The following is a 26,174-nucleotide window of genomic DNA, read 5'->3' as shown; positions in this document are numbered from 1 at the left end:
CGCTACTTGATCGCTTCGGAGCCCATTTTCAGCGCGTCGGCCCAGGCCTGGCCGACGTTCTGCGAACCGTCCTCGATCCGGCCGAGCGCCTTGCCGAACTCGGGACGCACGTCGGCGTCGTGCAGACCGCGGTAGTTCGGCCGTAGCTGGTTCGCCGACGCGGCGTAGAGCTGCCCGATCGGGGCGTTCGAGAAGTACTCGTCGGTGTGCGCGATGATCTGCGGATCCTGGTACACCGCCGGTTCACTCGGCAGGATCCCGTCGCTGAGGAAGAGCCGCTTCTCCTGCTCGGGCGCGGTGAGCCAGCGCGCGAGGTCGTAGGCCTCCCGCGGATGCTCGCTCTGCTTCGGCACGGTGAGGAACGAGCCGCCCTGGTTGCCGCTGTTGCCGGGCACCGTGGTCACGTCCCATTTACCGCGCACGGCGTCTCCGCCGGCTTCCTTGATCTGCGTGAGCAGCCACGCCGGGCAGGCGATGGTCGCGAAGCTGCCCTGCTTGATCGCCACGTTCCAGGCCGGGGTGTAAGTGGTCACCGCGGCGGTCTGGTGGGCCGCGGCGAGCCCACCGGCGAGGTAGAACGCGTCGTGCACGCTCGGGTTCCGGTCCGCGATGTAGGAGTCGTCCTTGGCCGAGAAGTAGTTCTCCGGCGACTGGTTGAGCATCGCGGTGTACACCGTGCCGGCCGAGTCGGCGAACTTGATCTTCGGCAGCTTCGCGGTGAACCGCCCGGCGAGCTCGGCGTAGTCCGCCCAGGTCGGCATCAGCGCGGCGACGGCCTCGCGATCGGTGGGCAGGCCGGCCTGCTCGAAGTAGTCGCGGCGGTAGCACATCGCGAGGCTGCCCATGTCCGTGCCGAGGCCCATGACGTAGCCGTCCTTGGTGCCCTGCGCCCACTTCCACGGCGCCCACCGGTCCTTCAGCCCCTCGGCACCGTAGTCGGCGAGGTTGACGAACTTGTCCTTGACCTGGAGGTAGGTCGGGAGCTGCTGCTCCTCGACGGCGACCACGTCGGCCGCGCCCCGTCCGGCGGCCAGCTGCGTGCTCAGCGTCTTGAAGTGCGTGTCGAAGTCGGTGACCCGGCTCCGGATCTCGATGCCCGGGTGGTCCTTCTCGTACTGCTCGAACAGCGGCTGGTAGCCGAACTCACCGAACGTCGCGACGGTCAGCGTGACCTTCCCGCCGTCGGAGCCCGAACCACCGCAGGCGGCCGAGAGGAGCAGGAGCGCGGCCGCCATGGCGGCGGCGGCCGGGTGCCGGGTCAGCTTTCGCACGTGGTGAGCATCCTTCAGATAACCCCTGCGCGCAGGGCGTAGGCGACGGCGTGCGGACGGTTGCGCAGCTTCAGCCTATTGGTCAGACCGTAGATCACATTCTTCACGGTCCGCTCTGAATAGCACAGCTTGCCCGCGATCTCCGCGGTGTCCCAGCCCTCGGCCATCAGCCGCAGCACGTCGACCTCACGGGCGGACAGCGCCGCGCCGTCGCCGGCTTCCCGCAGGTTCTCGGCCTGGTCCAGCAGGTCACGCAGGGACGTCTCGCGCCCGGAAGCGGCCGCCACGATGCTGCGCACCAGCTTCTCGCCCGCGATGGCCTCGCGCGGCAGCACCGCCGCGACGTGGCAGGCCGCCAGCTCCGGCAGCTCCTCGGGCTCCACGTAACCGGCCACCAGCACGATGGCCGCCGGGGTCTCCGACGCCGCTGCCCGCAGCGCGGCCTTCACCTCGCGGGTGATCCGGTTGGCCGCGAAGATCAGCACGGCGGCCTCACCGCGCTGCTGCCCCGGCAGCACCCGCACCTCCGACCGCGTCCGGAGATGGTCGATGAGCCCTGCCAGCGCGATCGGGTCCGAAGCCCACGCCGCCACCTTGACCTGGTTCATTGCCACCTCCGTGTACAGAGACCTACCCGTGCTGGTAGTCAGTGTGCCGAGGGCGCCTTCACGAATTCTCTAGCCGCCGCGAGACCATTCTTCACCGCCTGAAGTTGGGTGCCGGCAAGGCCGTCGGATACCGTCTTGAGGACCCGTCCCAGACCGCCAGAGGAATTCATGAAGGCGCATGTCCGGCCCTCGCGGTCGTCGGCGGGAATCCTCGCCGGTCTCCTGTTCGGCGGTGTGCTCGCCGGGTGCGGCGGGCCCGCGGTGTCCGGCACGGCACTGCCCGCACCGGGCGCGACTCCCGGCACCGGCAGTACTTCGCAGGCAGCGCCGCCAGTGCGGACGCCCGCGTCTGCCGATTCTTCGTGCGCGTCGGCGGTCTCGGCGATGGACGTGCGCGCCCGGGTGGCACAGCTCGTGGTGCCCGGCGTGGACGCCGGAAATCCGGCCGCGGTGACCAGCCTCGTACGCACCACACAGATCGGCGGAATCTTCATCGGCGGCAATAACACCACGCTGTTGCAGAATGGTGCGCTCGCCGCGGTACAACAGGCCGCGCAGATCCCCGTCTCGATCGCGGTCGACGAAGAAGGCGGACGGGTGCAGCGCGTCGACGAACTCGACGGGTCGTTGCCGAGTGCCCGGGAACTGGCCGCCACGAAATCGCCGGACGAGGTGCGCGCGCTCGGCGAACAACGCGGGAAGCAGTTGCGGGCACGCGGTGTGACCGTGGACTACGCACCGGATGCGGACGTCAGCGACGAGCCGGACGACGCGGTGATCGGCGACCGTTCCTACAGCCCGGATCCCGAGAAGGCACGCGAGTACGCGATGGCGTTCGCGGAAGGCCTGCGCGCCGGCGGGGTCCTGCCGGTGCTCAAGCACTTTCCCGGGCACGGCCACGGTTCCGGGGATTCGCACCGGACCGCGGTGACCACCCCGCCGCTGGAGCAGCTGCGGCAGGCGGACCTGGTGCCCTACCGCGATCTCGCCGAATACGGGCAGGTCGCGGTGATGGTCGGGCACCTCGACGTACCCGGCCTGACCAACGGGGTCCCCGCGTCCATCTCCCCCGCGGCCTACCGGCTGCTGCGCGGCGAATACCGCTTCACCGGCCCGGTGATCACCGACGATCTGGGCGGGATGAAGGCGATCACCGACCGGTATGCGCTGCCCGAGGCGGTGCTGAAGGGCTTGCAGGCGGGTGCGGACGAGGCGTTGTTCTCCTCCGGCAACGGCGACGTGCCCGCGGTGCTCGACCGGCTGACGCAGGCGGTGGAGACCGGTGAGCTGCCGGCCGCGCAGGTGGCCGCCTCGGTCGGCCGGGTGCTCGCGGCCAAGGGCGTCTGCACGATGTGAGGAACTCTATGAACGAAACGCGCGGACTCCGGCGCGATGGTGTGACCATGGTCGCGCTCGCCCGTCGATCGAGGAGGATCGAATGTCCGGACGTTTCCGTCGGTGTGCCGCGCTGGGTGCCGCGGTACTGGGATTCGGCACGCTGCTCAGTGGTACCGCAGCCGCGTCCGGGGTGGTCGACCACGCGGTCGCGACCACCGGTTGCGGACAGGCGGTGGCCGGGGCCGGAACCAGCACCACCGCGCACCTGAAATCCGGCGGGATCGACCGCGAATACCGGATCTACGTGCCGGCGAGGTACAACCCGCACCGCAGGTACCCGCTGGTGCTTTCCTTCCACGGGCACAAGCGCACCTCGCAGTACCAGGAGGAGCTGTCCGGCTTCTCGGGTTCGGACCAGATCGCGGTGTACCCGCAGGGGCTCGTCGGCACCGACGGCGAAACCGCCTGGACCGGTGCGCCGTACTCGGCCTCGGCGGACGACGTGCAGTTCACCAGCGACCTGCTCACCTCGTTGCAGGGGCAGCTGTGCGTGGACCCGTCGCGGATCTACGCCACCGGCAAGTCCAACGGCGGCGGCTTCGTCGGTGTGCTGGCCTGCCGGATGGCCGGCCGGTTCGCCGCGTTCGCCCCGGTTTCCGGTGCCTTCTACCCGCAGGGCGGGGCGTGCCACCCCTCGCGCAAGGTGGCGCTGCTGGACTTCCACGGCACCGCGGACACCACGATTCCCTACACCGGCAACCCGGCGAAGGGCCTTCCGTCCATTCCGGACTGGCTGGCCGGCTGGACTTCGCGCGACCACTGCTTCCCGCGTCCGCTGTCGTACTCTCCGGTGCACGACGTCGTCGTACAGCGGTGGCTGGGCTGCTCGCTGGTGCACTACCGCGTCGAAGGCGCCGGGCACGTGTGGCCGAGCACGGAACCCAACCTGGACTCCGAAACCCCGACCGTCATCGACGCGACCCCGGTGATCCGGCACTTCTTCCGGGCCCACCGGCTCTGAACCTCGCTCAGTGGACGAATCCGGCCAGCCGGTCGAGCTGCCGCAGCGTGCCGGCCGGGTCCTCGTGGTCGTCGAGTTCGAACAGGACCCGGTCGACGCCGGCTTCCTCGTAGTCGGCCAGCTTTTCCGGGTCGGCGCCGTAGAGCGTCACGCCGACCGGACGTCCGGCGCGCGTGCGCAGTTCAGCGATCCGCTCGCGCAGGACCTCGATCGGGTACAGCGGAAGCGGCAGCCAGCCGTCCCCGTGGCTGAGCACCCGGTCCAGCACTCTCGGTCCCACGCCGGCGATCAGCACCGGCAGCCTGCGGTCCGGCTTCGGCCAGGACCAGATCGGGTCGAAGTCCACGAACTCACCGTGGAACTCGGGTTCGTCCTCGGTCCAGATTGTTCGCATGGCCGCGAGGTGCTCGAGCATCCGCGCGATCGGCCGGGCCGGGGCGACGCCGTGGTTCTCCATCTCCTCGGCGTTCCAGCCAGGGCCCACGCCCAGCTCGAACCGGCCGGCCGAGATGCGGTCCACGCTCGCGACCTGTTTGGCCAGGGTGATCGGATGGTGCTGGTTGATCAGTGAAACCGCCGTGCCCAGCCCGATCCGGCTGGTCGAAGCCGCGATCGCGGCGAGCGCGGTGAACGGGTCGAAGGTGTGCGAGTAGTACCTCGGCAACGGCTGGGGTTCGGCAGCGCCCACCGGGTACGGCGTGCGGCGGCTGACCGGGATGTGGGTGTGCTCGGTGAGCAACAGCGAGCCGAACCCGCGTTCCTCCACCGCCCGGCCGAGGTCGGTCGGTGCGATGCCGTAGTCGGTGAGGAAGGTGACGATTCCGTGGTCCATGACAGCACTGTAGCCTAAATGGCAGTCGACTGACATTTAGGCCGCCGGTGCTAGCGTGCCACCGTGACCGAACGTCCGCGCGCCGACGCCCAGCACAACCGGCGCGCCATCCTGGCCGCGGCGCGGGAGGCCGTCCGAGACGGCGGCGAGGCCGGGCTCGACCGGATCGCGAAGTCGGCCGGGGTCAGCGCGCGCACGCTCTACCGGCATTTCCCCACGAGGGACGAGCTGCTCGCGGCAGTGCTGGAGGACTACTTCGCCGAGCAGGTGGAGCCGCTGCGCCGCCGCGTCGCCGCGGAGTCCGACCCGCGGGTGGCGCTGGAGACCGTCCTGGCGAGCGGCGTCACGGTCTTTCTCGACCATCCGGGGATCCTCGCGGCGGCCAACGGCAACGCGCTCGCGGCCGAGGTCGCCGGCCGCCACCTCGAGCCGTTCGGCGAAGTGCTGGCACGCGCACAGCGATCCGGCGCCGTGCGCGCGGACCTGGTGCTCGAGGACCTGCCGTGCCTGATCACGATGCTCGTGGCCGGGGCAGGCGCGCAGTGGCGCCGCTACCTCGCGCTGCTGCTCGACAGCCTGTCCCCGGCAGCGGTCAGCGCGCCGCTGCCGGCTCTCCGCTGAAGCAGCTCGCTACCAGGTGACCGGCAGCGACTTCGGTCCGCGCAGCAGCCGGCCGGTCTTGAACGGAACCTCTTCGGCCGGTACCGCCAGGCGCAGCTCCGGCAGCCTGCGCAGCACCGCGGCGAGCCCGATCTGCAGCTCCACCCGGGCGAGCGGCGCGCCGAGGCAGTGGTGCACGCCGTGGCCGAACGAGATGTGCGGGTTGGTCTCGCGGTCGAAGTCGACCTCGTCGGGATCGGCGAACGCGACCTCGTCCCGGTTGGCGGCCGCGATCTGACAGACCACGGTCTCCCCCGCACGCACCAGGGTGCCGCCGACCTCGACATCCTCCCTGGCGATCCGGCCGAAGGTGACCACGCCGAGCGGGGTGATCCGCGCCAGCTCCTCGACCGCGGCGGGCACCAGCTCCGGCTCACCGCGCAGCCGCTGCCACAGCTCGGGCCGGTTGAGCAGGGTGAACACGTACCCGGAGAGCTGGTTGGCCGTGGTCTCGTGCCCGGCGGCGAGCAGGGTGGTGCCCAGCTGCACGAGCTCGTCGTCGGTCAGCCGGTCCTCGGCGTCGCGCGCCGAGACGATCTGGCCGATCAGATCGTCGGTCGGCGTCACCCGGCGTTCCTCCGCGAGCTCGCGGAAGAAGATCTCCAGCTGACGGCGCGCCTCGACGATCTCCTCGACCGGCACGTCGGAGATGGCCGCGCCCTTGTCCGACCACTCGTGGAACTGGGAACGCCGGTCCTGCGGGATGCCGAGCAGTTCACTGATCGCGGTGATCGCCAGCGGCAGCGCGAAATCGGTGACCAGGTCGGCGGGCGGGCCCTGCTCGATCATCCGGTCCAGCAGGCCGTCGACCAGCCGCTGGATCTTGGGCCGCAGCAGTTCGACCCGGCGCACCGTGAACGTCCGCGCGACCACCCGGCGCACCCGGGTGTGCTCGGGCGGATCCAGGTTCAGCAGGTTGGGAGTGGTCTCGACCATCGGGACCGTGCGCGGCATGTCGTTGTGCAGTGCCGCGGCGCGACTGAACCGGAGGTCGGCCAGCACGAGCTTGACGTCGGTCAGCGCGGTCGCCAGCCAGGCCGTGCCGCCGTGCGGCATCTCCACCCGGCCGAGTTCGCCGGACCTGCGGAACCGGCCGTACTCCGGGGCCAGCGCCAGCTGCCCGGCCTCCGGGAACGGATACGGACAGGCCTCGGTCGTCATCGGACGAGCCTCCTGGGTTCGGGGACCGGACGGTCTTTTCGAGTAATAGCACGACATTTCGAGAGCGTCCAGCGAACGGGAGCGGCCTGGGCCGGGCAAGGCAGGACCACCGCACGACTGTGCCCCGTCCGCGGGGAGACTCAGCTCGGCCGCACTTCCAGGGTCACCGTGCGGTTCGCCTCCGGTCCGCCGTCCGGATGCGCCGAGGCCGTCTGGTCGGCACTCGAAACCGCGAACGTCGTCAACGGCAATCCGCTCGCGGTGGCCAGCACCCTGGCCGCCGAGGCCGCCCGCGCCAGCGAGACCGTCGAGCCGCCACCGGCCGGGCCACCGGCGACCGCGACGCCGTGGCCGACCACGGTCACCCGCACTGACTGTCCTTTTAGGACAGATGCCCACTGTTCCAGCGCCGCTCGGCCTGCCGGGTCCGGACTGATCGCGTCCGGCCCGAACAGGCCTTGGTCGAAGGTGACGACCACCTCGCCATCCCCTTGCGTCACAGTCACATCGGGTGCGGCCAACGCGCCGGCCAGGTCAGTGAGCCGTTGCTGCTGCGCGGTTTTTGCCGCTGCGGCGCTGGACTGTGCGACGTGCAGCCGGTCGAGTTCGGCACGCAGGCCGCGGTCCGGCTGGGCGGCCGCAACCGGCGGCGCGGGGCGCGTCGCCAGCACCACGCCACCGGTGACCACCGCAGCGGCCAGCACGACCGCCCCGCCGGCCAGCAGCTTGCGCCGGACCGGACGACGGCGCAGCCGTCCCGAACGGATCCGGGCGAGCACCCGCCGTCCGGCCTCCGCGTGGGGATCGTCCGGCCGCAGCCGCAGCACCGCCGCCCACGCCGCGTCGGCCGCGTCCAGGTCGCCGGACTGGGCGTGCACGCGGGCCAGCAGGTCCAGGTACGCCGGATCGTCCGGTCCGCCACTCAGCAGTTCCACGGCAGCCGGATACTGCCCGTCGCGGGCGAGGTCGGCGGCCTCGGCGAGGACCAGCTCCGCTTCCAGCATCCCGCCGGGCCCGGTCACGGGCGGTCCTTCCGCTGCACGCCGGACCGGACGTCGCGGCCCTGATCCGGCAGCAGCTTGCGCAGGCGGCGGTTGACGTCCGGCAGCGCGGCCCAGTTCGACGCCGAGACCATCCGCTCACCCTCACGGATCAGTTCACGCGCCCGCGCCGGGTCGGTCATCTGGCCCTGCATCGCACGCAGGGCGTTGAACACCTCCAGGTCCAGCGAACCGTCCCGGCGCAGCAGCACCACCTGCAGGTCCAGCAGCCGGTCGGACAGCCGTTCGCCGGCATCGGCGTCACGGTCCTGCGCCACGGCCGCGTACCGCCGCTCGATATCGGCCAGTTCGGCGCGGTCCTCCTCGGAGCCGACCCGATCGACGAGGCCACGGGTGTACTCGATCTGGTCGGACAGCCGTTCCATCACCTCCGGCACCCGCAGTTCCGCCTCGATGTCGTCGAGGTCGGCCTGCGCGTCCCGCATCCGCTCCTCCGCCGCGGTGGCCGCGGCCTCGTCGGTGCGCCCGGCCGTCACCTCGTCCCGCGCGGTCGCCACCGTGGCCCGGTCGTCCAGCCGCTGCAGCAGTCCGCGAGCCCGGTCCGACCGCGTCGTCTCGACCTGGGACCGCAGCTCTTCGTGCCGCGCCTCCAGTTCGCTCAGCATCCGGCGCAGCAGCTGCTCGTCCGGAATCCGCTGCTGCTTCAGGTCGATCACGGCCTCGAACTCCCGATCCAGCATCGGTACGTAGGCCACCACGGTCACCTGCCGTGATTCGTCCATCTCGAAGGTCATCTCGACGTCCCTGCCCCGGGGCACGTCGAACCGCACGTCCCGTGCCCGGATCTCGATCACGCCGACCTGCTGGTTCCGGTCGCCCCTGCGCCGTTCCCCCTCGGCGACCGGGATGCGGATCACCGCCGAGGTGTCGCCGCGGCGCAGCGTCGAGGTGGTGTAGAACGTCTGCCGTTTCGAGGCGGGCAGTGGGGTGTTCTTCATCAGCATCGGGGTGAAACTGCCGTCGGCCTCGGTCAGCCCGACGGTGTTCACCACGGTTTGCCCCATCATCTCGTTGGGCTGGTGGGTGATCGTGAGGGTGGCGGGCTGGACGGGTGCCGGCGCCCCGGACGGATCGGTCAGCTCCACGCCGAACCGGTTGACGGTCCGTTCCGCGAGCAGCACGTCGACGGTGAACGTGCCGTCCGGGGACAGCGAAACCGGGACGGTCCGGTACGCGGGCCGCCGCTCCGGGTCGTTCAGCGCGATCCGGAACCGGCTCCAGTCCGCCTCGCCCTCGGTCGAACAACGGCCGGACACCGGCACCATCGGCAGGCTGGACGTCGCGGGGTAGGACAGTTTCAGCGAGTACTCACCGCGCTTGACCGGACGCTCGATCCGCGGCAGCGCGATCGTGCCGGCGTAGAGCGCCGCGCCGCGGGCGACCACCGTGCTCGGGTCCTGGCTGTGGTCGAGCGGAATCCCGAGCCCCTCGACCGGATCGGCCAGCAGCTCCCGCAGCCCTGGTGCCTGCGTCGGGCCACCGACGAGCAGCAGCCGGTCGATGTCCGGCGCGCGCAGGTTGGCCGAGTCCAGCGCGTCCCGGCACAGCTGGATCGCGCGCAGGTAGAACGGCTTGGCCAGCTGGTCCACCTCCTCCCGGCGCACGGTCACGTCGAGCATCTCGCTCTCGCCGTCACCGCGGTCGAGCATCACCATCACCTGGGTCTGCTCCTGCTGGGACAGCTCGATTTTCGCGGCCTCCGCGGCACTGCGCAGATGTGCGAAATGCCGTTGCCAGCGCGGGTTGTCCCGGGTGAAGTCGCGAAACCCGAGCTGGCGTTCGACCGCGGGCACGAGCAACCGATCGACCAGCATCCGGTCGATGTTCCGGCCGCCGAGGTGCGTGTCGCCGGCGTGGTGCAGCACGCTCAGCTCCTCCTCCACGGTGCTGACCACAGCCGAGTCGAACGTCCCGCCGCCGAGGTCGAACACCATCCAGTGGGCGCCCCGGCTCTCGTTCTGGAAGCCGAACGCGAAAGCCGCCGCGGTGGGTTCCTGCAGCAGCTGGCACGGTCCGGTGAAGCCGGCCAGCCGAGCCGCCTCCTGCGTGGCCTCGGTCTGGTTGAGCCGGAACGCGGCGGGCACCGTGATCACCGCTGCCTGCGGCGGCTCGTGGAGGGAGCGTCCGGTGTCTTCGCGCAACGCCTTCAGCACCTCGGCGGACAGCTCGACCGGGGTCATCGACACCCCCGCGGCGGGGAATTCACGGCGGGCGTCGGGCAGCCCCATCGCCTGCTTGAACTCGATCTGCACGTTGTCGGGATCGTTGTCGAGGCGGTCGAGCGCACCGCTGCCGACCACGAGCACGCCACGCTTGCGCATCCACACCGCCGACGGCGTGTAGTCGATCTGCTTGTGGTTCTTGACCACCGAGACCGCGCCGCCGTCGAGCACCGCGATCGCGCTGTTCGTGGTGCCGAGGTCGATGCCGAAGTCGATCGTGTCACGCATCCGTTTCCTCCCCTGCCTGCCCGGCCGGACGTCCCACGACGACCTGCCCCATCTGGATCCGCCGCTGCATCAGATAGACCGAGGGCCGGACCGTTTCCACCACCCGTTCCATGTCCAGCCCCGGTTGGTCCTGGAACAGCAGCACCTCCAGGGCCAGGCCGGTGTCGAACGGCGCACCGTCGTGGTCCTGTACTTCCACCCCGGCGTCGTGGAGCGCATCGTGGGACGCCCGCAGCAGCCGCCCCGCCTGGCGGGCCACCCGGTCCTGCGCGCCGTCGAGCCTGCGCCGTGCCTTCCACAGCGCGGTCGCCGCGGCCGCGAGGTCCGATTCGGACAGTTCCGGCCCGGTACGCTCCGGAACCGCTTGCCGTACGGCGGAAAGCTGCGCCAACAGGTCCCGCAGCCGGGCTCGGTCATCGGCGTGCAGGCCGGGTTCGGCGATCCGGAACTCCTTGTGGTACCGGCGTTGCCGGGCGTCGTTGCGCTGTTCGTTCACCGGTACTCCCGCTCGGTCGAGACGAAGGTGGCGGGCGCGACGATCAGCAGCACCACCGCGAGAACCACGACTACCCACGACGCCGGCGAACCGTGTGCCACGCCGAGGTACAAGACAGCGTCCACGCCGAGCAGCACCGGGAACCGCGGCCGCCCGGTGCGCGGATTTCCCGCCGCGCCAAGAGAAATCAACAAACCCGGCAGGCCGATCAGGAGAATCGGCAGCAGCGGCGAAATCAGCGTCACCGCGAGGAACGTGATCCCGGCGGCCACATGCACCAACGCGGCCAGCACCAGGGCGAGGGAGGCCTGCGGTTGCGCCGGGGCCGTCGAGCGATGCATGAGCGGCGCCGGGCGGCCCGGAGTCCCGTACCACGGTTTCTCAGCCAGGGCAGCACTTTCGTTGCGTTCCAGTGCTGCCAGGGTGTCCGGGTCCGTGGTCCAGCCGCGGCCCGCGGCGAACACCTCACGCAGCAGGTTCGCCGGTGCGTCCCCGTTCTCTCCGAGGGCGACGCCGATGTTGTTCGCCAGCACCGCCGCCGCCTCGCTGAACGCCGCGGTACGGCGGAACTCCTCGCGGGGAACGACTTCCTCGAGCCGGTCGAGCAGGGGCGGCAGCTCTTCCACGAGCCGGTCGGCCGCGGTCCTGGCCTGGTCGCCGTCCACCGCGGAACGCAGTCCTTTCAGCAGCTCCTCGACCTGCTGGTAGGTCCCGCCGGCCGCCTCCATACGGGCGTCCTCGACGACGTGTCGCGCGGCCCCGAACAGCGTCAGGTATTCGACGAACCGATCCGGTCTCGGCGAGGACGAGAGCAGCGAGACCAGTGGCGCCAGCAAGGCCTCGGGCAGCGCCGCACGTAATCCGTCCACGGAGGACTCATCAAGCCGGCGGTCACCGAGCTTGCCTGTCCGGTGCACCAGATGTGCCCGGAACGCACCGTTGCTCAGGGCGGCGTCCCAGCTGCGGGCAGCGTCGTGCCACAGCGGCGCGGGGTGGTCTTCGGTCCGTTCCGCTTCGGCGTCGAGTGCTCCGGCATACGCGGTCACCGCGTTGTCGTGCGCTCGATGCAGCTGCGCCGGGCAGCCGCAGTCCGAGGGTGGCCCCCAGGTCCAGAACAGCTCGTCCACGAACCGGTGCTCGGCGTTGCCGAGCGCGTCGAACGCCGCGCGCACCTCGTCGGCGGACGCGTCACCGGGCACGCCCGGCGGCCGGGCACCGCCGACTTCGAGTACCCCCAGCACCCGAAGCCGCCGCTCCCGCACCTCCCGCCGGGTCGCGGTCGCGGTGAGCCCGGTGATCCGGAACGGGTTGCGCCGGTACAGCTCGGGCGTGGAGATCGCCCGCAGGCGTGCCGCGGCGGCCCGGCCCCGGCCCTCGTTCTCACCCATGGCGGGGACCGTAGGCCGACCCACGCGGGAGGGGTCCCGATTTCGCGTCATACCCGCCCGGCTCGCACGTCTGACCAGCGTCGGGCCGCCCCGTACGGCCCCACGAGCGGAAACCGGAGCATCCGATGGCTGTGCGCACCAGAGCCGAAAACGAGGTCAGCGTGTGGCTGACCGGCGAGTTCGCGGGCAAGCTGCCCGCGCCCGTGGTCGAGGAGGTGGTCCGGGCGACCGGGCTCGCCCTCGACGGCCGGATCGTGCCGGACGAGGCCGGCGAACTGCTCTACCGGATGGCGCGCGCCCGGCTGCAGCGGCTTCTCGCCGGGTAACGTCGAGGGCGTGGACAGCAGCAGCCGGACGGTGGAGATCGTGGCGCTGCTCGTCTCGCCGGTACACGCCTTCGAGGGCCGCCCGGCGGACGGGCCGGCCCCGGAACCGGCCGGGACCGCGCGGGATCACGTGACCGTGCGCGCGGGCCTTGGCCTGGTCGGCGACCGGTACTTCAACCAGGCCGCGCACCGGCGGGCCGCGGTCACCGTGTTCGATGCCGCGGCGCTGGACCCGTTCGGCGCGCCCGATCCGCACCTGACCCGGCGCAACATCGTGCTGCGTGGCTTCCGGATCGACGAGCTGGCCGCGGGCCGCGACCGTCCGGGGGCGCTGTTCTCCCTGGACTCCGGCGACGGGCCGGTGCGGCTGCAGGCGTTCCGGCCGGCCAACCCGTGTGCCTGGATGGACGTGTCGGTGGGGCCCGGCGCGTTCCGCGGCCTGCGCGGGCGCGGCGGCGTGCGGTGCGGACCGCTGGACGACGGCGTGCTGCGGCTCGGCCCGGCCACGCTCACCGTGCACCGGTGACCAGGCCCGACCGCGGACTCACCCGTGGTCACCAGCTGCCGGTCAGGAGCCCGGCGGCACCCGGCTGCTCAGCGGTGCGGCATGCGTGCGCTCCGGGGGCCACCACACCTGTGCGGGCGGTGGCGGGACGTCGTCGTCGGGCAGCTCGAGCGCGTCGGCGCCGCTCTGCCAGCGGTTCCAGTGCGCGGAGCACAGCCCCCGCCACAGCGACGGTGCCACACACCCCTGCCGACGGCACCGCTGTGCCTGCTGCCCGCTGTCCATGACGCCCACGACTCCAAACAATCCTTGTGCAGCAAAGGAACGAGTTCGCTCAGCCTACTCCTGCCGGAGGCGCGCGCCACAGTGGCGAGGCATGCCACGCAGGGTCAGCGAACGACGCCGCACCGTGGTTCCGACCCTCCACTGAGGACTGTCAGTGGTGCGGGTGGTCCGGGTGACTCTCGTCGTACTCCCGCGCCGCGGTGCGCTGGGTACGGGTGCGGAGCAGGAGTTCGTCCGGTGATTCGTCCGTGTCGTTGAGCCCGAGCACCACGGCCCGGCGGATCTGCTCACGGTTGTCGCGCACGACGGCGGAGAAGAAGTCGTCGATGCGCGGGTCCGCCAGCACTTCCAGCAGCACCCGGAACGAGGTGTCCACGACCGTGCGCACGACCTCGTCGTGGAAGGGCAGCCGGCGCAGCTTGCCCAACTGCGGATCGGCGGCCAGCTTCTCGGTGATGATCGCACGCAGCTCGGCCTTGTTCTCGTCGAGTGATTTCGCGAGATTTTCCGGGTAGTTCCCGGTCTCCAGCACCTTCACCACCTCGTCGAGCACGGCGATGGTGACCGGTTTCTTGATGGCCTGCACGATCGGCTCGGACAGCTTGTCCACGAGCCGGTAGGTGAACTGCTCACCGACCGCGCGGTCGGCGGCCCGGCCGAGCCGCACCAGCAGCAGGATCACCGCGAGCACCTGGTGGTGCACGGTGAAACCGGGGTGTGCGACCGGGATCATCGCGAACACCTCGTACCACCTTCGGGCGAGGAAGGCCGCCCGCCAGCCCTGTTTGCGCCATCGCCACAGCAGTTCCAGGAGGAAAATCCCGCACACCACGCAGTCCGCGGTGTAAATCCACTGCGCGGCGTCCGGTGGCGGCGGTGCGATCAGGGTGTAGCCCAGCAGCCCGGCCGAAACCAGTGCGAGCGCGAGCAGTACCCAGTCGTCCGCCCGCACGTTGCCGGGCAGGATCCCGCTGTTGAGCTCCGCTCCGGTCCGGCGGCTGGTGGTCATCCCCGCTCCCTGGTCGCTACGCCCCCTGCCGGCCCCGATCATGACACGGACCGGCGCGCGCAACCGTGCGGAACCGCCGATGGCCGCTATCCGGCGGCGGCGTCCGACAGCTGCGGCGGACAGTCCCCACCGGGGGTGGTCAGCAGTTCGAAGTGCCACATTTCGTTGGCGTAGGCCTGGCAGAGGCCGTAATCCGCACCGTGCTGGATGAGCCAGTCGTCGGCCCGGGTCGGGCCCACGTCCACCGCCCGGCCGAACACGTGGGTGGATTTCTCCGGCGTGTTCACGTACTGCCTCGCCTCGGCGAGACTGCCGTACTTCGACACGCCCTCCTCCAGCAACCGCTGCTGGTAGGCCTTGCTGCGCCAGCCGGAGGTGATCCGGATGTCCACGTCGCGGTCGCGGGCGTCCTTCGCCGCCTGCTGCAAGGCGTTCCGCAACGCCGGATCGAGCTTCCCGACCGCCGGGTAGTCCGTGTCGGACGGCGTGAGCCGGACATCCGAGGGTATTCCGCCGTCCGCCGGGTTCTCGTCCGGATCGTCTCCGGACGAACATCCGGCCGGCAACACCGCGAGACAGGGCAGCACGACACCGGGCACCACGAGGAATTTCCGCACGAGAAGCACTTTCGCGCGGTGGTGTCGCCGGACGGTGTGCTGGACGTCCGCGGCAGGTAACAACTGTCCACGATCAGGTAACTGCCGGTCCGGCGAGCAGCGCCGCGCCCAGGTCGGTGGCGAAGTACAGCACCGACCGGCCGGTCCGCTCGCGCGCCACCAGCCCGGTTTCCCGCAGCACCCGCAGGTGCTGGGACACCGCGCTCGGGGTGACGTCGAGCGCGGCCGCGAGGTCACTGGTCGTCGCGGGGGAACGCAGTGCGGCCAGCAGCTCCGCCCTGGCCGGGCCCAGCAGCCGCGCCACCCAGTCGCCGGACGGCCGCGTGCTCGCCGTCCACAGTGCACCAATGCCGCGGGCCGGATAGCGGATCGTGGTCTGGGTGGCGGTGTGAGCCCGGACGAACACGTCCGGCGAGCCGAGTGCGACCGGCATCAGCACCAGCCCGCCCGGCCCCAGCCGGGCCCGCCGCGCCGGGCCACCCGCACGCACCAGCCGCCCGGGCTCCCAGCGCAGATCGGGGTGCAGATCGGCGAACAGCCGGGCGGCTCCACCCGCGGCCAGCCGCCGCGCCCGGTACCCGACGTCCGCGTCGAGCAACGCCCGGATCCGCTGCCACTGCGGCTCGACCACCCGCTCGTAGGCCACGCGCAGCTCGCCGGCCACGGTCTTCAACCCCGCAGCGGGTTTCTCGGCCAACGGCCGGGCCGCGGCGGGCAGCTCGTCACCGAACACCCGCCGAAGGCTCGCCCGCACCTGCCGCGCGCTGGTCCGGCGCAGTGCGGCCAGGTCGTCGTCCAGCGAAGCCGCCGGACCCACCGGCGCGGGCACCAGGAAGTTGGGCCAGCTCGGGCGCTCGGCGGCCAGCAGCGCCGAGGTCAGCGGCAGCTCACCCTGACTCAGCTGCCCGGCCGCCCAGCGCAGCCACCGCAGGTGCAGCACGTTCGGATTGCGCCCGTTGAGCTGCAGCAACGCGGCCACCGTCTCGGACAGTGGAGAGACCGCGAACCGGGTTTGCGCCAGCTCGCCGACCCCGAGTGCCACGGTGAGCGGCACCAGCGGTCACCCGAACAGTTCGGAGATCTCCGCCGCGGACTCGGCGTCGAGCTCGAACGACAGGGCTTCCCGGACCGCTTGCCATTGCGTTTCGCTGCTCGGCGAGACGATCGGAGCCGTGACTGCCGGATGCGCGCTCAGCCACGCCAGCGCCAGCCCCGCGACGCTGACCTCCCGCCGCCGGGCCAGCTCGCGCAGCCGCGTCACCCGCGCCAGGTTCTCCTCGGTGTGGGCGCCCGGGTAGAACTGGTCACCGGCGACGGCGATCCGGCTGCCCGGCTGCGGGGCGGCGCCGTCCAGGTAACGCTCGGACAGCACGCCGCCGGCCAGCGGCGAGAACGCCAGGTAGCCAAGGCCTTCGCTCCGGACCAGGGGCAGCAGCTCCGGCTCGTCGGCGCGGTTGAGCAGGCTGAAGCCGTTCTGCACGAACTCCGGACGCGGCAGCCCGGCGTCCGCCGCGGTCTTCAGCAGCGCCTCCAGCAGGCCGGCATCGACGTTGCACACGCCGAACGCGCGGATCAGGCCCGCCTCGCGTGCTTCGGCGAACGCGGTGAGCGTCTCTTCCGGCGGCGTGTCCGGGTCGGGAACGTGCGAGAGGTAGAGATCCACCCGGCCGAGCCGCTCGATGCTCTGGGCGAGCTGCCGCCGCAGATGCGCGCCGGACAGGTCCGAGGCCGGCTTGCCGTCCCGCGCGACGCCGCCGAACTTGGTCTGCACCAGCACATCGGAGGGCTCCCGCTGCGACAGCCACCGGCCGACGGCCACCTCGCTGTCGCCCTGTGCGTACACGTCGGCGGTGTCGACGACGCGAATCCCCAGCTCATAGGCTTCGTCGAGGCGCGCGAACCCCTGCTCTTCGGTGATGCCGAGCCCACGGGTCTGCGGCGCACCCCCGACCCCGCCGATGGAACCGGCGCCGAAGACGAACTGGCCGATTTCGATGCCCGTACCACCGAGCGGCATGCTCTTCATACCGCGACGCTACTCCCCGGCGAGCAGTTAGCGGCACGCTAAAACGTATCCGCTGCCCGCCCGGCCGTTCAGGATGCCCGGTATGCCCCGGCTTTCCCCGGCCTACCGGAAACTGTGGTGGGCAACCGGAATCTCCACCGTCGGCGACGGTGCCTTCACCGCGGCCGTACCGCTGCTCGCAGCCGCGCGCACGGACGATCCGCGGCTGGTTTCCGCGGTCGCTGCGGCGGCCTCCCTGCCCTGGCTGCTGCTCACCCTGCCTGCCGGGCAGTGGGCCGATCGACGCGACCGGGCGGGATTGATGGGGCGGGCGCAAGTGGTCCAGGCGGTGGTCGCCGCAGCCGTCGCGCTGGCCTGCGGGTACGCCGGAGTCGCCGTGCTCGCGCTCACCGCGTTCGCGCTGGGCGCCGGAGACGTCGTCTTCGGCACGGCAGCGCAGGCATTCCTGCCCGCGATCGTGCCGAAGCCGTTGCTGCACCGCGCGAACGGCGCATTGCAGACCGCAACGGTGGTCGGCGTCCAGTTCGCCGGGCCGCCACTGGGCAGTGCGTTGTTCGCGGCAGCGCCACCGCTGCCGTTCGGAGTGGACGCGGTCTCCTTCGCAGCATCCGCGGCACTGTTGTTTTCCCTTTCACGGCAACGCGAACCCCGTGCACCATCGCGTGCGCCGATCGGGGAAGGCGTTCGCTGGCTCGCCCGGCACCGGCTGTTGCGCACGCTGGCCCTGGTGGTCGGCGTCAACACTTTCTGCGGTCAGCTCGCCACCGCGACGCTGGTGCTGCTCGCGACCCGCGCCCTGCACGTCAGCCCGGCGGCCTACGGGCTGCTGCTCGCCGCCGCGGCAGTCGGGGCCCTGGCCGGCGGTCTGCTCAACGCCCGGGTGGTCCGGCTCCTCGGCGAGCGCCGCGCACTGGCCGGCACGCTCGCGGCGAACGCACTCGTGTTCACCGCACTCGGCTTCAGCCCGAACCCGTTCGTGCTCGGTGCCCTGCTCGCCGCCAACGGATTCGTGACGACCCTGTGGAACGTGATCACGGTGAGCCAGCGGCAGGAACTGGTGCCCGCCCCACTGCTGGGGCGAGTCACCAGCGTGTACCGGCTCCTCGGCCGCGGCCTGGTTCCGTTCGGCGCGCTGGCCGGCGGGTTGGTCGCCGAGACTTTCGGCCTGCGCGCGCCCTACCCGGTGGCCGGCGTGCTCCGTGTGATCGCGCTGCTGGCCGCGCTGCCGGTGCTCAGGCAATCAGGACGGCGGTGACCGATCACGGTTTCCGGCACGTACAGCTCCACAGTGGACTTGAGGTGGCTCAGACGAGCCGGGCCAGCAGCTCTTCGACGTCGGCGGCCAGCCCTTCCGCCGCCGCCTGCTGCCCGGACAGCTGGTGCAGCAGCGCGCGGTGGAACAGGCCGTCGAAGGTGGCGTAGGCGACCTCCGGCGACACCAGCGGCGGCTGTCCGGCGAACTCGGCGTAGCGCTCGACCACCCGCCACACCATGTCCTGGCGCTGCGCGTCGATGTCCAGCACATCGGCACGGAAAGAGTCCTCGAAAAGACTTTGGTTGCGCAGGTCGTACCACAGCCGGTGCATGGCCGCGTCCGAACGCAGCGTGCCTGCCATGGCCGCACCGAAGCCGCGCTTCAGCTCATCGGCCGAGCCCGCGTCCGCCACCACGTCGTCGTAACGGGTCACGCACACCTTCTCGAACTTGCGCACGGCGTAGGTGAGCAGCTCGACCTTGTCGGCGAAGTAGTAGTGCAGCACGCCGTGCGAGAAACCCGACTTCTGCGCGATCTCCCGCAGGCTCGTGCGGGCATAACCCAGGTCCGCCAGCGCTTGGAGAGCGGATTCGGCCAGCTGTTCCCGCCGCTGGGCGAACTTGTCCACAGCGCGGCGGGAGATGCGCTCCTTCGCCACGGTCATGTCCGTCATTCTATCGTGGCGTCGCTGTCCGGACTGCCGGTTGGGAAAGCGTTGACAGCGGCCCGGAAACCACTCGGCTCAGAACTGGCCGCCACCTGCGTGCAGGGTCTGCCCGGTGACCCAGCGTGCCGCGTCCGACACCAGGAATCCCACGATGCCGGCGATGTCGTCCGGTTCGCCGATGCGGCCGAGCGGAGTCTGGCGCGCGCTGTACTCGATTACGCCGGCCGGCCCATCCGCGACGAGTGCCTCCGTGCGAACAGCACCGGGCAGCACGCTGTTCACGGTGATGCCACGCGGGCCCAGCTCCTTCGCCAGTGCACGCACGAAATGGTCTCCGGCGGCCTTGCTCGCCCCGTAGATTCCCGTGCCGGCACGGGCCGTGACCACCACGCCGCTGGAGATCACCACGATCCGGCCACCGTCACGGACCCGTCGCGCGGCCTCCCGCAGGGTGGCGAACGCCGAACGCAGGTTGGTCGAGAAGACCAGGTCGAAATCCTCGTCGGTGGTGTCGGCCAGCGGGGCGAACCGAGCGACCCCGACGTTGGCCACGACCACGTCCAGACCATCGAATTCCCGCTCCGCGGCGTCGAAAAGCCCGCGCAGCTCGGCGTCGTCGGTGACGTCACCACGCAGCGCGACGGCCGCACCGCCGCCGGCGATGATCTCGCCGACGACCGCCCGCGCCGCGGCCTCGTCAGTGCGATAGTTGACCCCGACCGGCAGGCCGGCCGCCCCCAGCCGCTGCGCGATCGCGCGCCCGATCCCACGCGAACCTCCGGTGACCAGCGCACCCGCCATCGCAGTCTCCCTTCGCGGCGCGGACCGAGCCTAGTCGCCGAGACGCCGGGCACCCCTACGGACAAGGTGGTAACCCGGCCGGGTGAGCCAGCCGCTACCGTGGGCCCTTCGACCACCGGACGACGTACGCCGGCTTCGGCGTGGCAGAAAAAGGAGCCCCGATGCGTCGCAGCCCGATTGCCGGACCGATGCGTGCCGCGCAGGTGGTGCTCGTGGTGGTGTCCCTGCTGGTCCTCGGCGGCACCGGGTACGCGTGGTCGACCCTGCACGACCTGACCGACGGGCTGACCAGGGCCGACGTGATCGGCGCCGGCGAGAGCTCGCCGCTGGACGAACAGAACATCCTCCTCGTCGGGCTCGACACACGTACCGACGCACAGGGCAACCCACTGCCCGCCGACGTGCTCAAGCAGCTGCACGCGGGCGGAGCCGACGACGGCGGCGACACCACGGACACGATGATCGTGGTGCACCTTCCGGCCGGCGGCGGACAGGCCACCGCGATCTCCATCCCGCGTGATTCCTATGTGCGCGTCGCCGGGGACTACGGCAAGCACAAGATCAACTCCGCTTACACCTACGGCCAGACGGAGGCGAAGAACAGCCTGGGCGCGAAGGGCGAATCCGGTGCCCAGCTGGAAACCGACGCGGCGCAGGCGGGTGCGAAGACGGCCATCGAGACCGTGCAGGAGTTCACCGGGCTGACCATCACGCACTACGCGGCGGTGAACCTCGCCGGGTTCTACTCGGTGAGCCAGGCCGTGGGCGGCGTTCCGGTGTGTCTCACCGAGACGGTGCAGGACCCGTATTCGGGTGCGCACTTTCCCGCGGGCAACCAGACCGTTGCCGGGGCGAAGGCCCTGCAGTTCGTGCGTCAGCGGCACGGCCTGCCCAACGGCGACCTGGACCGGATCAAGCGGCAGCAGGCGTTCATGGCCAGTATGGCCAAGACGATCCTGTCCGCGGGCACGCTCGCCGATCCGGGCAAGCTGAACGACCTCATCGACGCGGTGAAGAAGGCCGTGGTGGTCGACGCGGACTGGGACATCCTCGGTTTCGCCCAGCAGCTGCACGGGATCAGCGCGGGCGCGATCCGGTTCGTCACCGTGCCGGTGGTCAACATCTCACTGAAGACCCCGTCCGACGGCGACGCGGTCGAGGTGGATCCCGACCAGGTACAGCAGTTCGTGCGCGAGCAGACCGGCGGAGCGCCGGAGTCCCAGCCGAATTCGCCGTCGTCGGGCTCGCGGGATCCGGCCCTGTCGTCCTATGTGGTCGACGTGCGCAACTCCTCGGGCGGCGACGGCCTCGCCGGCCGTGCAGCGGACAAGCTCTCGGCCGCCGGCTACGGCCGCGGCTCGGTGGACAACGGCACCACCCGCAAGTCCTCGATCGTCTACTACGGACACGCACAGCGCACCGCGGCCACGAAGATCGCCGACGCACTGGGCGGAATGCCGGTCGCCAGCGACAGTTCGCTGCCCGAGAACCACTTCCGCGTCTATCTCGGCAAGGACTACGAGGACGGCAGCGGAGGCAGCAACGGAGACGGCAGCGGAGAAAGCAGCGGCGACGACAGCGCGGTGCATCCGTCCGCGTTCACCGCCCCCGCACAGGCCCAGACCCCACCACCGATCACGGCCGGTGGAGTGACCTGCGTGAACTGAGCCTCTCGCGCATTCCCGCCGCCCCACCGCGGAAACGGAAACTGGACACGGCAACCGGCCCGAACAGCACGATCCGGCATGAGCACGGCACCGGCCAGGTCAACACGGGCCCCCGCGCGCCACAATCCCGTCCACGGACCACAGCCGACCCACGCACCACCCACCCGCCCGGCCCGCGCACGGGCCACAGCCGACCCCACGGCACGGACAACCCGGCCCGCGCACCCACAGCCCCTCCGCGCGTACGACCAGCCGGGCCGAGCACCCCCACCCCGCGCACCACACTTCAGCCCCGCGCACGACAACGGGGGCCGGTCCGAGTGGACCGGCCCCCGAGGGTGTGTCGTCAGTGGATCAGGCGTTGCCCCGGCGGCGGCGCACCACCAGCAGCATCGCCCCGCCCGCGATCACCAGTGCGGCGCCGATGCCGATCGGCAGTGCGGCGTTCACGCCGGTGTTCGCCAGCGGTGCCTGGCCCCCTGCCGGGGCCTGGCTGGACGGCGCCGGGGTGGTCGTGGCCGCGCCGGCCTCGGTCCAGGTGCCGGTCGCGTTCGCCTCGACCGCGGTCTTCTGCGACTCGGCGACGATCAGCGACTGGGTCGGGTGCTTGGCGTAGTCCTTGGACACGAACAGCCGTCCGGTCTGGACGTCACCGGCGGCCTTGATGGCGAGCTCGGCGGTGCCGGGCTTGGCGTCCTTGTCGACCTGCAGGTACAGCTTGGTGCCGTCCTTGACGTCCGCGGTCTTGACCTCGTTGCCGTCCTCGTCGACGAGCGTGACGCCCTCGGGCAGCTCGCTGCTGAGGTCGGTGACGGCACCGGTCGTGGAGACGGTGAACGGGCCGATCTTCTCGCCCGCGGTGCCGCTCGCCTTGGCCGGGGTGATGGTCAGCGCCGGCTTCGGCTGCTCGCCGATGCCGGTGTTGTCCTTGCCGGTCAGGTAGTCGTAGACGGCCAGGACGTCCGCGGCGTCGTCCGCCGAAGCCTTGCCCGCGAGCGGGTTGTCGCGGTCGAGGTCCTTGTCGTCACTGAAGTGCCACACCGCGGCCTGCGTCGCGGTGATCGCCTCGACGGTGGAAAGCCCGCCGTGCAGCTCGGTTCCCCCGCCGGTCACCGCCTTGGCGAGGCTGTCCGCGCCGGTCGTCGGGTAGCCGTGCTGCAGCACCCAGTTGACCTTGTCGTTGTTCTTGCGGAACGGCGACTTCGCGTCCGGGTAGTCGTCCCACGAGTGCTCGACGACCTCGTCCCCATTCTTCGTGCTGACCTCGATCTGCACGCAGTACATCTTGAGCAGGCTGCCGTCGGCGAGCTTGAGGTTGAACAACACCGTCCCGGTCGGCTCCGAGCCGCCGAGGTTGACCGTGTAGCCGGACTTGCCGCCCTGCACCACGGTGCCGGTGGCCGCTCCGTTCTGGGCCTGCGCGCCGGTGTCCGCACCGGCGGCGGGCGAGGTCACCATCAGCGCCGCGGACGCGGCCACCACCGCGAGCCCGCCACGCGCCACGATCGACCTGCTGTGCATGCTTTCTCCCATCCAGTCCCGAACCTCGAAACAACGGACCGCGTGAGATCACAGCTCCCCGATCACAACGGCCATGAATTCGGGTGAAGAATCCACCCAGTCAAGCGAGACCGGAGCATACACACAGCTCACATCGCCACCGTGAGTGGTCCCTCCAGTGCACTTTTGTACAACTTTCAGGTGACATTTAGGTAGGAGCACGAGTGGTGATTTGCCCGTTTTGCCCCGCTCTGCTGGTCCGTTCGCCGCAACCGGACGCGGGCGCGCGCCCATCCGCACAACAATTCGCAAACCACCCTGCGCCGCGCCCGTAGCCCGATAGTGTGACCCCCGGAAGTGGCCAACGACGGACACCCGGCACGGGGCGAAGGGAGCGCGGAAATGTCGCCGACCTTCGAGGACTCCGACCGGCAGCGCCTGCGGCGACTGGCGGACCTCCGGCCCGATCCGCGCGGCGACGAAGGCCGCTTCCCTCCACAGGAAGGCCCGCGGGACAGCTTCCCTCCACAGGAAGGCCCGCGGGACAGCTTCCCTCCACAGGAAGGTGCGCGGGGCAGCGCGCAGGGAAGAGTACACGCCAATCCGCGAGAGTGGCCCCATGCCATCCCGCCCATCACCACCCGGCTCGCGACCACCCAGCCCACAACCGCCCGGCCCACAACCACCCAGCCCACAACCACCCAGCCCACAACCGCCCAGCCCGCGACCAACCCGCCCGCGGCCGCGCCGGCAGGAGTGCCGCCACCGCGGGAGGACCAGTTCTCCGTCCTGCTCGTCGAGGACCGGCCGGCGGCGCGGGAAGCCGTTACGGCGCAGCTGATCCGGATGGGGGCGACCGTCGTCCGTACGGCCGCCACGGCGGTCGAGGCGCGGGCCGCCGAACCGTGCGACCTTGCCGTCGTCGATCTCGGGCTGGCCGACGGGGGCGCGAAGCTCATCGCCGACCTGCGCAGTCGCGGCTGGCCGCGCGTGGTCGTGCTGGCCGACGCCGGCGACGCTGCCGAGGTGCGCTCCGCGTTCCAGGCCGGCGCTCAGGCGTATCTGCTGAAATCCCCGGCGCCGCCCGGCCCGGCGCGCCGGAGCGGCACTCTCGTCGTCGGGGCCGACGGCGCACCGCACGAGCTGTCCGCACGGGAGATCGAGGTGCTCCAGCTCGCCGCGGACGGGCAGTCCAACAAGGAGATCGGCGAGGAGCTCTCACTGTCCGCGCTCACAGTCAAATCCCACTTGTCCCGCATCGGACGCCGCATCGGCACCGGCGACCGCGCCCAGATGGTCGCGCTGGCCATGCGGGCGCGGGTACTTCGCTGACCCGCGTTCAGCGGACCAGGTTCTCCAGTTCCTCGCCCGCGGCGAAGTGGCGGAGCTGCCGTTCGGCGAGCCGCTTGGCGCGTGGATAGAACGAGTCCGAGCCGCCGGCGACGTGCGGGGTGATGATCGCACCGCCCAGTGTCCACAAGGGATGATCTGCGGGCAACGGCTCCGGATCGGTGACGTCGAGCGCGGCACGCAACCGTCCGGCAGCCACCTCGGCGGTCAGGGCGGCGGTGTCGATCGCGGTGCCCCGTCCCACGTTCACCACCAGCGCGGAATCCGGCAGCGCGGCCAGCTCCGCGGCCCCCAGCAGACCCCGGGTCCGCGGGGCGTCGGGGAGCACGAGCACCACGATGTCCGCGGTCGGCAGAAGGCCGGGAAGCTCGGCGACGCCGTGCACCCCGGGGCGCGCGGTGCTCGCGACCGGCACCACTTCCGCCTCCCCCGCCAGCAGGTACCGCTCGATCGCCCGGCCGATGGAGCCGTAGCCGACGAGCAGCACCCTGGCATCGGCCAGCGACCGGGTGTGCGCCCGGTCCCAGTCGCCGGTCCGCTGCTGGGCGAACCAGCGCGGGAGGAACCGCTGCGCCGACAGCATCAGCGCGAGCGCGTGCTCGGCGACGCTGAGATCGTGCAGGCCACGCCCGCTGGCCAGCCGCACACCTTCCGGCAGCAGCGGGAGAATCTGCTCGTAACCGGCGGAAAGCGTCTGTACCGCGCGCAACGACGGGAGCTGCGGGAAGAGCCGCAACGGTGCCGCACCGCTGTCGTAGGGCAGCACGTAGAACTCGACCTGGTCCAGACCTTCCGGCGGGGTGCCGCGGCCGTCCCAGACCACCGGCGTCAGCTCGGCGGGCACGGACAGATCGGACCAGGGCACCAGAACACGGGTTGTCATACGCGCCTTTCCTACGGCTCGCCGGCGACCGCGGGCGGACGCGCGCGGCCCGTGCCATTGTGCGGCGGGTCAGGAACCGAGCTGCTGGTGGATCCAGGACCGGATCGAATCCACCCGCGCCGCGGTCTCCAGTCCGGGGTTCGGGCAGTCCGGACCGAAGTTCTCGACCGCGACGAGCACGTGACCGCCGTCGTCGCCGGGCACGAAGTAGGGCGAGCCCGAATCGTCCGGGCAGGGACTGTTCTCCACGGTGCGTTCGTGCACCGGTTCGAGGTCGAGTTCGTACTGGCGCACCGAATGCACCGAGAAGTCGCCGCGTTTGAGGTGGTCGGACTGCACGATCACCTTCGACGAGAGCGATCCCCAGCCGACGAACGTGGCCCGCTGCCCGGTCTTCGGCGGACCGTCGGGCAGCTGGAGCGGCTGGATGTCGGTGATCGGGCTGCTCAGCCGGGCCAGCGCGAGATCGCTGTAGGGCGACTGCCGGGTGTCCACGACCTCGACCACGTGCCCGTGCGGATCGGAGTCGGTCTGCTTCCCGATCGCCACCTTCATGTGGTAGTCCGGACGCCCGCTGCTGCGTTTGCCGTGCACGTCGTGGAAGCAGTGCCCGGCGGTGACGATCCAGTCGGTCGCGACGAGCGCGCCGCTGCACCCGCCGGTGCGCACACCGCCGCCTTCCTCCGGGATGTCGGTGGAGGAGAGCTTCGCACTGAACGGCGTGTCGGACACCGGCAGCGACTCCGACGATGCTTTCACCGACGGCGGCGGCGCGGACCCACCGGCCGCCGCTCCCCGGGTGACGACCGCGGCGGCCGCCTCCGGCGCAGCCCGCTGCACGCCGACGTAGGTGGCGGCACCCCCCGCCCCGGCGATCACGGCCACCACCATCGCGCCGAACCGAAAGCTCGCCCGCTGCGCGGAGAACGCCTTCACACCGACCACCCGCCCACGGTAGCGAAGTCGTTCACCCGAAAGGCCGAGTTAGGCAGATTAA

At 71.1% G+C, this 26,174-nt stretch carries 26 protein-coding genes; 8 read left to right on the top strand and 18 right to left on the bottom strand.

Going from position 1 to position 26,174, the window contains the following annotated elements:
- Positions 1–2: 2 nt before the first annotated feature.
- On the bottom strand, positions 3–1,271 hold the full coding sequence (locus BJY18_RS29265; protein WP_376774738.1) for an ABC transporter substrate-binding protein: 1,269 nt from the start codon (positions 1,269–1,271) through the stop codon (positions 3–5).
- 14 nt (positions 1,272–1,285) lie between these two features.
- Positions 1,286–1,879 (bottom strand): helix-turn-helix transcriptional regulator, encoded by a 594-nt coding sequence (locus BJY18_RS29260; RefSeq protein WP_184783123.1) that lies wholly within the window; start codon positions 1,877–1,879, stop codon positions 1,286–1,288.
- Positions 1,880–2,047: 168 nt separating this feature from the next.
- Between BJY18_RS29260 and BJY18_RS29255 the strand changes: the two genes are divergently transcribed.
- Positions 2,048–3,235, top strand: a complete 1,188-nt coding sequence (locus BJY18_RS29255; RefSeq protein WP_184783122.1) for a glycoside hydrolase family 3 N-terminal domain-containing protein — start codon at positions 2,048–2,050, stop codon at positions 3,233–3,235.
- 82 nt (positions 3,236–3,317) lie between these two features.
- Complete coding sequence (locus BJY18_RS29250; protein ID WP_184783121.1) at positions 3,318–4,238, top strand: CE1 family esterase; 921 nt, start codon at positions 3,318–3,320, stop codon at positions 4,236–4,238.
- 7 nt (positions 4,239–4,245) lie between these two features.
- On the opposite strand, the gene BJY18_RS29245 is transcribed toward BJY18_RS29250, so the two are convergent.
- Positions 4,246–5,070: an LLM class F420-dependent oxidoreductase gene (locus BJY18_RS29245; protein ID WP_184783120.1), complete on the bottom strand. Its 825-nt coding sequence runs from the start codon at positions 5,068–5,070 to the stop codon at positions 4,246–4,248.
- A 63-nt stretch (positions 5,071–5,133) separates the two neighbouring features.
- Between BJY18_RS29245 and BJY18_RS29240 the strand changes: the two genes are divergently transcribed.
- Entirely contained in the window at positions 5,134–5,691 is a 558-nt protein-coding gene (locus tag BJY18_RS29240) for a TetR/AcrR family transcriptional regulator (protein WP_184783119.1), read from the top strand.
- Between the two features lie 9 nt (positions 5,692–5,700).
- Here BJY18_RS29240 and BJY18_RS29235 read toward each other — a convergent pair whose 3' ends face one another.
- From BJY18_RS29235 to BJY18_RS29215, 5 genes are all read right to left on the bottom strand, one after another.
- Entirely contained in the window at positions 5,701–6,891 is a 1,191-nt protein-coding gene (locus BJY18_RS29235) for a cytochrome P450 (RefSeq protein WP_184783118.1), read from the bottom strand.
- A 140-nt stretch (positions 6,892–7,031) separates the two neighbouring features.
- Positions 7,032–7,913 carry a hypothetical protein gene (locus BJY18_RS29230; protein ID WP_184783117.1) on the bottom strand — a complete coding sequence of 294 codons (882 nt, stop codon included), beginning with the start codon at positions 7,911–7,913 and terminating at the stop codon, positions 7,032–7,034.
- Complete coding sequence (locus tag BJY18_RS29225) at positions 7,910–10,402, bottom strand: Hsp70 family protein (RefSeq protein WP_184783116.1); 2,493 nt, start codon at positions 10,400–10,402, stop codon at positions 7,910–7,912. Before BJY18_RS29225 ends, BJY18_RS29230 begins: the two co-directional genes overlap by 4 nt.
- Positions 10,395–10,898 carry a hypothetical protein gene (locus BJY18_RS29220; RefSeq protein ID WP_184783115.1) on the bottom strand — a complete coding sequence of 168 codons (504 nt, stop codon included), beginning with the start codon at positions 10,896–10,898 and terminating at the stop codon, positions 10,395–10,397. The genes BJY18_RS29225 and BJY18_RS29220 overlap by 8 nt, the downstream gene beginning before the upstream one ends.
- On the bottom strand, positions 10,895–12,286 hold the full coding sequence (locus BJY18_RS29215; RefSeq protein WP_184783114.1) for a hypothetical protein: 1,392 nt from the start codon (positions 12,284–12,286) through the stop codon (positions 10,895–10,897). The genes BJY18_RS29220 and BJY18_RS29215 overlap by 4 nt, the downstream gene beginning before the upstream one ends.
- Positions 12,287–12,411: 125 nt before the next feature.
- Here BJY18_RS29215 and BJY18_RS29210 point away from each other — a divergent pair, with 125 nt between their 5' ends.
- Positions 12,412–12,612, top strand: a complete 201-nt coding sequence (locus tag BJY18_RS29210) for a hypothetical protein (protein ID WP_184783113.1) — start codon at positions 12,412–12,414, stop codon at positions 12,610–12,612.
- Between the two features lie 10 nt (positions 12,613–12,622).
- Complete coding sequence (locus tag BJY18_RS29205) at positions 12,623–13,138, top strand: molybdenum cofactor biosysynthesis protein (RefSeq protein WP_184783112.1); 516 nt, start codon at positions 12,623–12,625, stop codon at positions 13,136–13,138.
- Between the two features lie 42 nt (positions 13,139–13,180).
- Here BJY18_RS29205 and BJY18_RS29200 read toward each other — a convergent pair whose 3' ends face one another.
- From BJY18_RS29200 to BJY18_RS29180, 5 genes are all read right to left on the bottom strand, one after another.
- Positions 13,181–13,411, bottom strand: coding sequence for a hypothetical protein (locus BJY18_RS29200; protein ID WP_376774737.1), 231 nt, complete (start codon positions 13,409–13,411; stop codon positions 13,181–13,183).
- Positions 13,412–13,553: 142 nt separating this feature from the next.
- On the bottom strand, positions 13,554–14,411 hold the full coding sequence (locus BJY18_RS29195) for an ion transporter (RefSeq protein ID WP_184783111.1): 858 nt from the start codon (positions 14,409–14,411) through the stop codon (positions 13,554–13,556).
- Positions 14,412–14,497: 86 nt separating this feature from the next.
- Positions 14,498–15,028: a M15 family metallopeptidase gene (locus BJY18_RS29190; protein WP_312873997.1), complete on the bottom strand. Its 531-nt coding sequence runs from the start codon at positions 15,026–15,028 to the stop codon at positions 14,498–14,500.
- A gap of 73 nt (positions 15,029–15,101) precedes the next feature.
- A complete protein-coding gene (locus BJY18_RS29185) occupies positions 15,102–16,082 on the bottom strand; it encodes an ArsR/SmtB family transcription factor (RefSeq protein ID WP_184783109.1) in 981 nt (326 codons plus the stop codon).
- Between the two features lie 6 nt (positions 16,083–16,088).
- A complete protein-coding gene (locus tag BJY18_RS29180) occupies positions 16,089–17,054 on the bottom strand; it encodes an aldo/keto reductase (RefSeq protein WP_184783108.1) in 966 nt (321 codons plus the stop codon).
- Between the two features lie 82 nt (positions 17,055–17,136).
- Here BJY18_RS29180 and BJY18_RS29175 point away from each other — a divergent pair, with 82 nt between their 5' ends.
- Positions 17,137–18,309, top strand: a complete 1,173-nt coding sequence (locus BJY18_RS29175; protein ID WP_246459009.1) for an MFS transporter — start codon at positions 17,137–17,139, stop codon at positions 18,307–18,309.
- A 49-nt stretch (positions 18,310–18,358) separates the two neighbouring features.
- Here BJY18_RS29175 and BJY18_RS29170 read toward each other — a convergent pair whose 3' ends face one another.
- Together BJY18_RS29170 and BJY18_RS29165 are read right to left on the bottom strand one after the other, a co-directional pair.
- Positions 18,359–18,973, bottom strand: a complete 615-nt coding sequence (locus tag BJY18_RS29170) for a TetR/AcrR family transcriptional regulator (protein WP_184783106.1) — start codon at positions 18,971–18,973, stop codon at positions 18,359–18,361.
- Between the two features lie 78 nt (positions 18,974–19,051).
- Entirely contained in the window at positions 19,052–19,777 is a 726-nt protein-coding gene (locus tag BJY18_RS29165; RefSeq protein ID WP_184783105.1) for an SDR family oxidoreductase, read from the bottom strand.
- Positions 19,778–19,938: 161 nt separating this feature from the next.
- Here BJY18_RS29165 and BJY18_RS29160 point away from each other — a divergent pair, with 161 nt between their 5' ends.
- Positions 19,939–21,444, top strand: coding sequence for an LCP family protein (locus BJY18_RS29160; protein ID WP_184783104.1), 1,506 nt, complete (start codon positions 19,939–19,941; stop codon positions 21,442–21,444).
- 354 nt (positions 21,445–21,798) lie between these two features.
- Here the strand turns inward: BJY18_RS29160 and BJY18_RS29155 are convergent, their stop codons facing one another.
- Complete coding sequence (locus BJY18_RS29155) at positions 21,799–22,965, bottom strand: thioester domain-containing protein (RefSeq protein ID WP_184783103.1); 1,167 nt, start codon at positions 22,963–22,965, stop codon at positions 21,799–21,801.
- 735 nt (positions 22,966–23,700) lie between these two features.
- Between BJY18_RS29155 and BJY18_RS37080 the strand changes: the two genes are divergently transcribed.
- Positions 23,701–24,276, top strand: a complete 576-nt coding sequence (locus BJY18_RS37080) for a LuxR family transcriptional regulator (RefSeq protein WP_312873996.1) — start codon at positions 23,701–23,703, stop codon at positions 24,274–24,276.
- Between the two features lie 7 nt (positions 24,277–24,283).
- Here the strand turns inward: BJY18_RS37080 and BJY18_RS29145 are convergent, their stop codons facing one another.
- Together BJY18_RS29145 and BJY18_RS29140 are read right to left on the bottom strand one after the other, a co-directional pair.
- Positions 24,284–25,177 (bottom strand): 2-hydroxyacid dehydrogenase, encoded by an 894-nt coding sequence (locus BJY18_RS29145; RefSeq protein WP_184783101.1) that lies wholly within the window; start codon positions 25,175–25,177, stop codon positions 24,284–24,286.
- Between the two features lie 69 nt (positions 25,178–25,246).
- Complete coding sequence (locus tag BJY18_RS29140; RefSeq protein ID WP_312873995.1) at positions 25,247–26,122, bottom strand: S1 family peptidase; 876 nt, start codon at positions 26,120–26,122, stop codon at positions 25,247–25,249.
- Positions 26,123–26,174: the final 52 nt, after the last annotated feature.

The sequence above is a fragment of the Amycolatopsis jiangsuensis genome (assembly GCF_014204865.1).
Lineage (GTDB): Bacteria > Actinomycetota > Actinomycetes > Mycobacteriales > Pseudonocardiaceae > Amycolatopsis > Amycolatopsis jiangsuensis.
The sequence above is the reverse complement of the archived record's forward strand: the minus strand, read 5'-3'. Positions and strand labels throughout refer to the sequence as shown.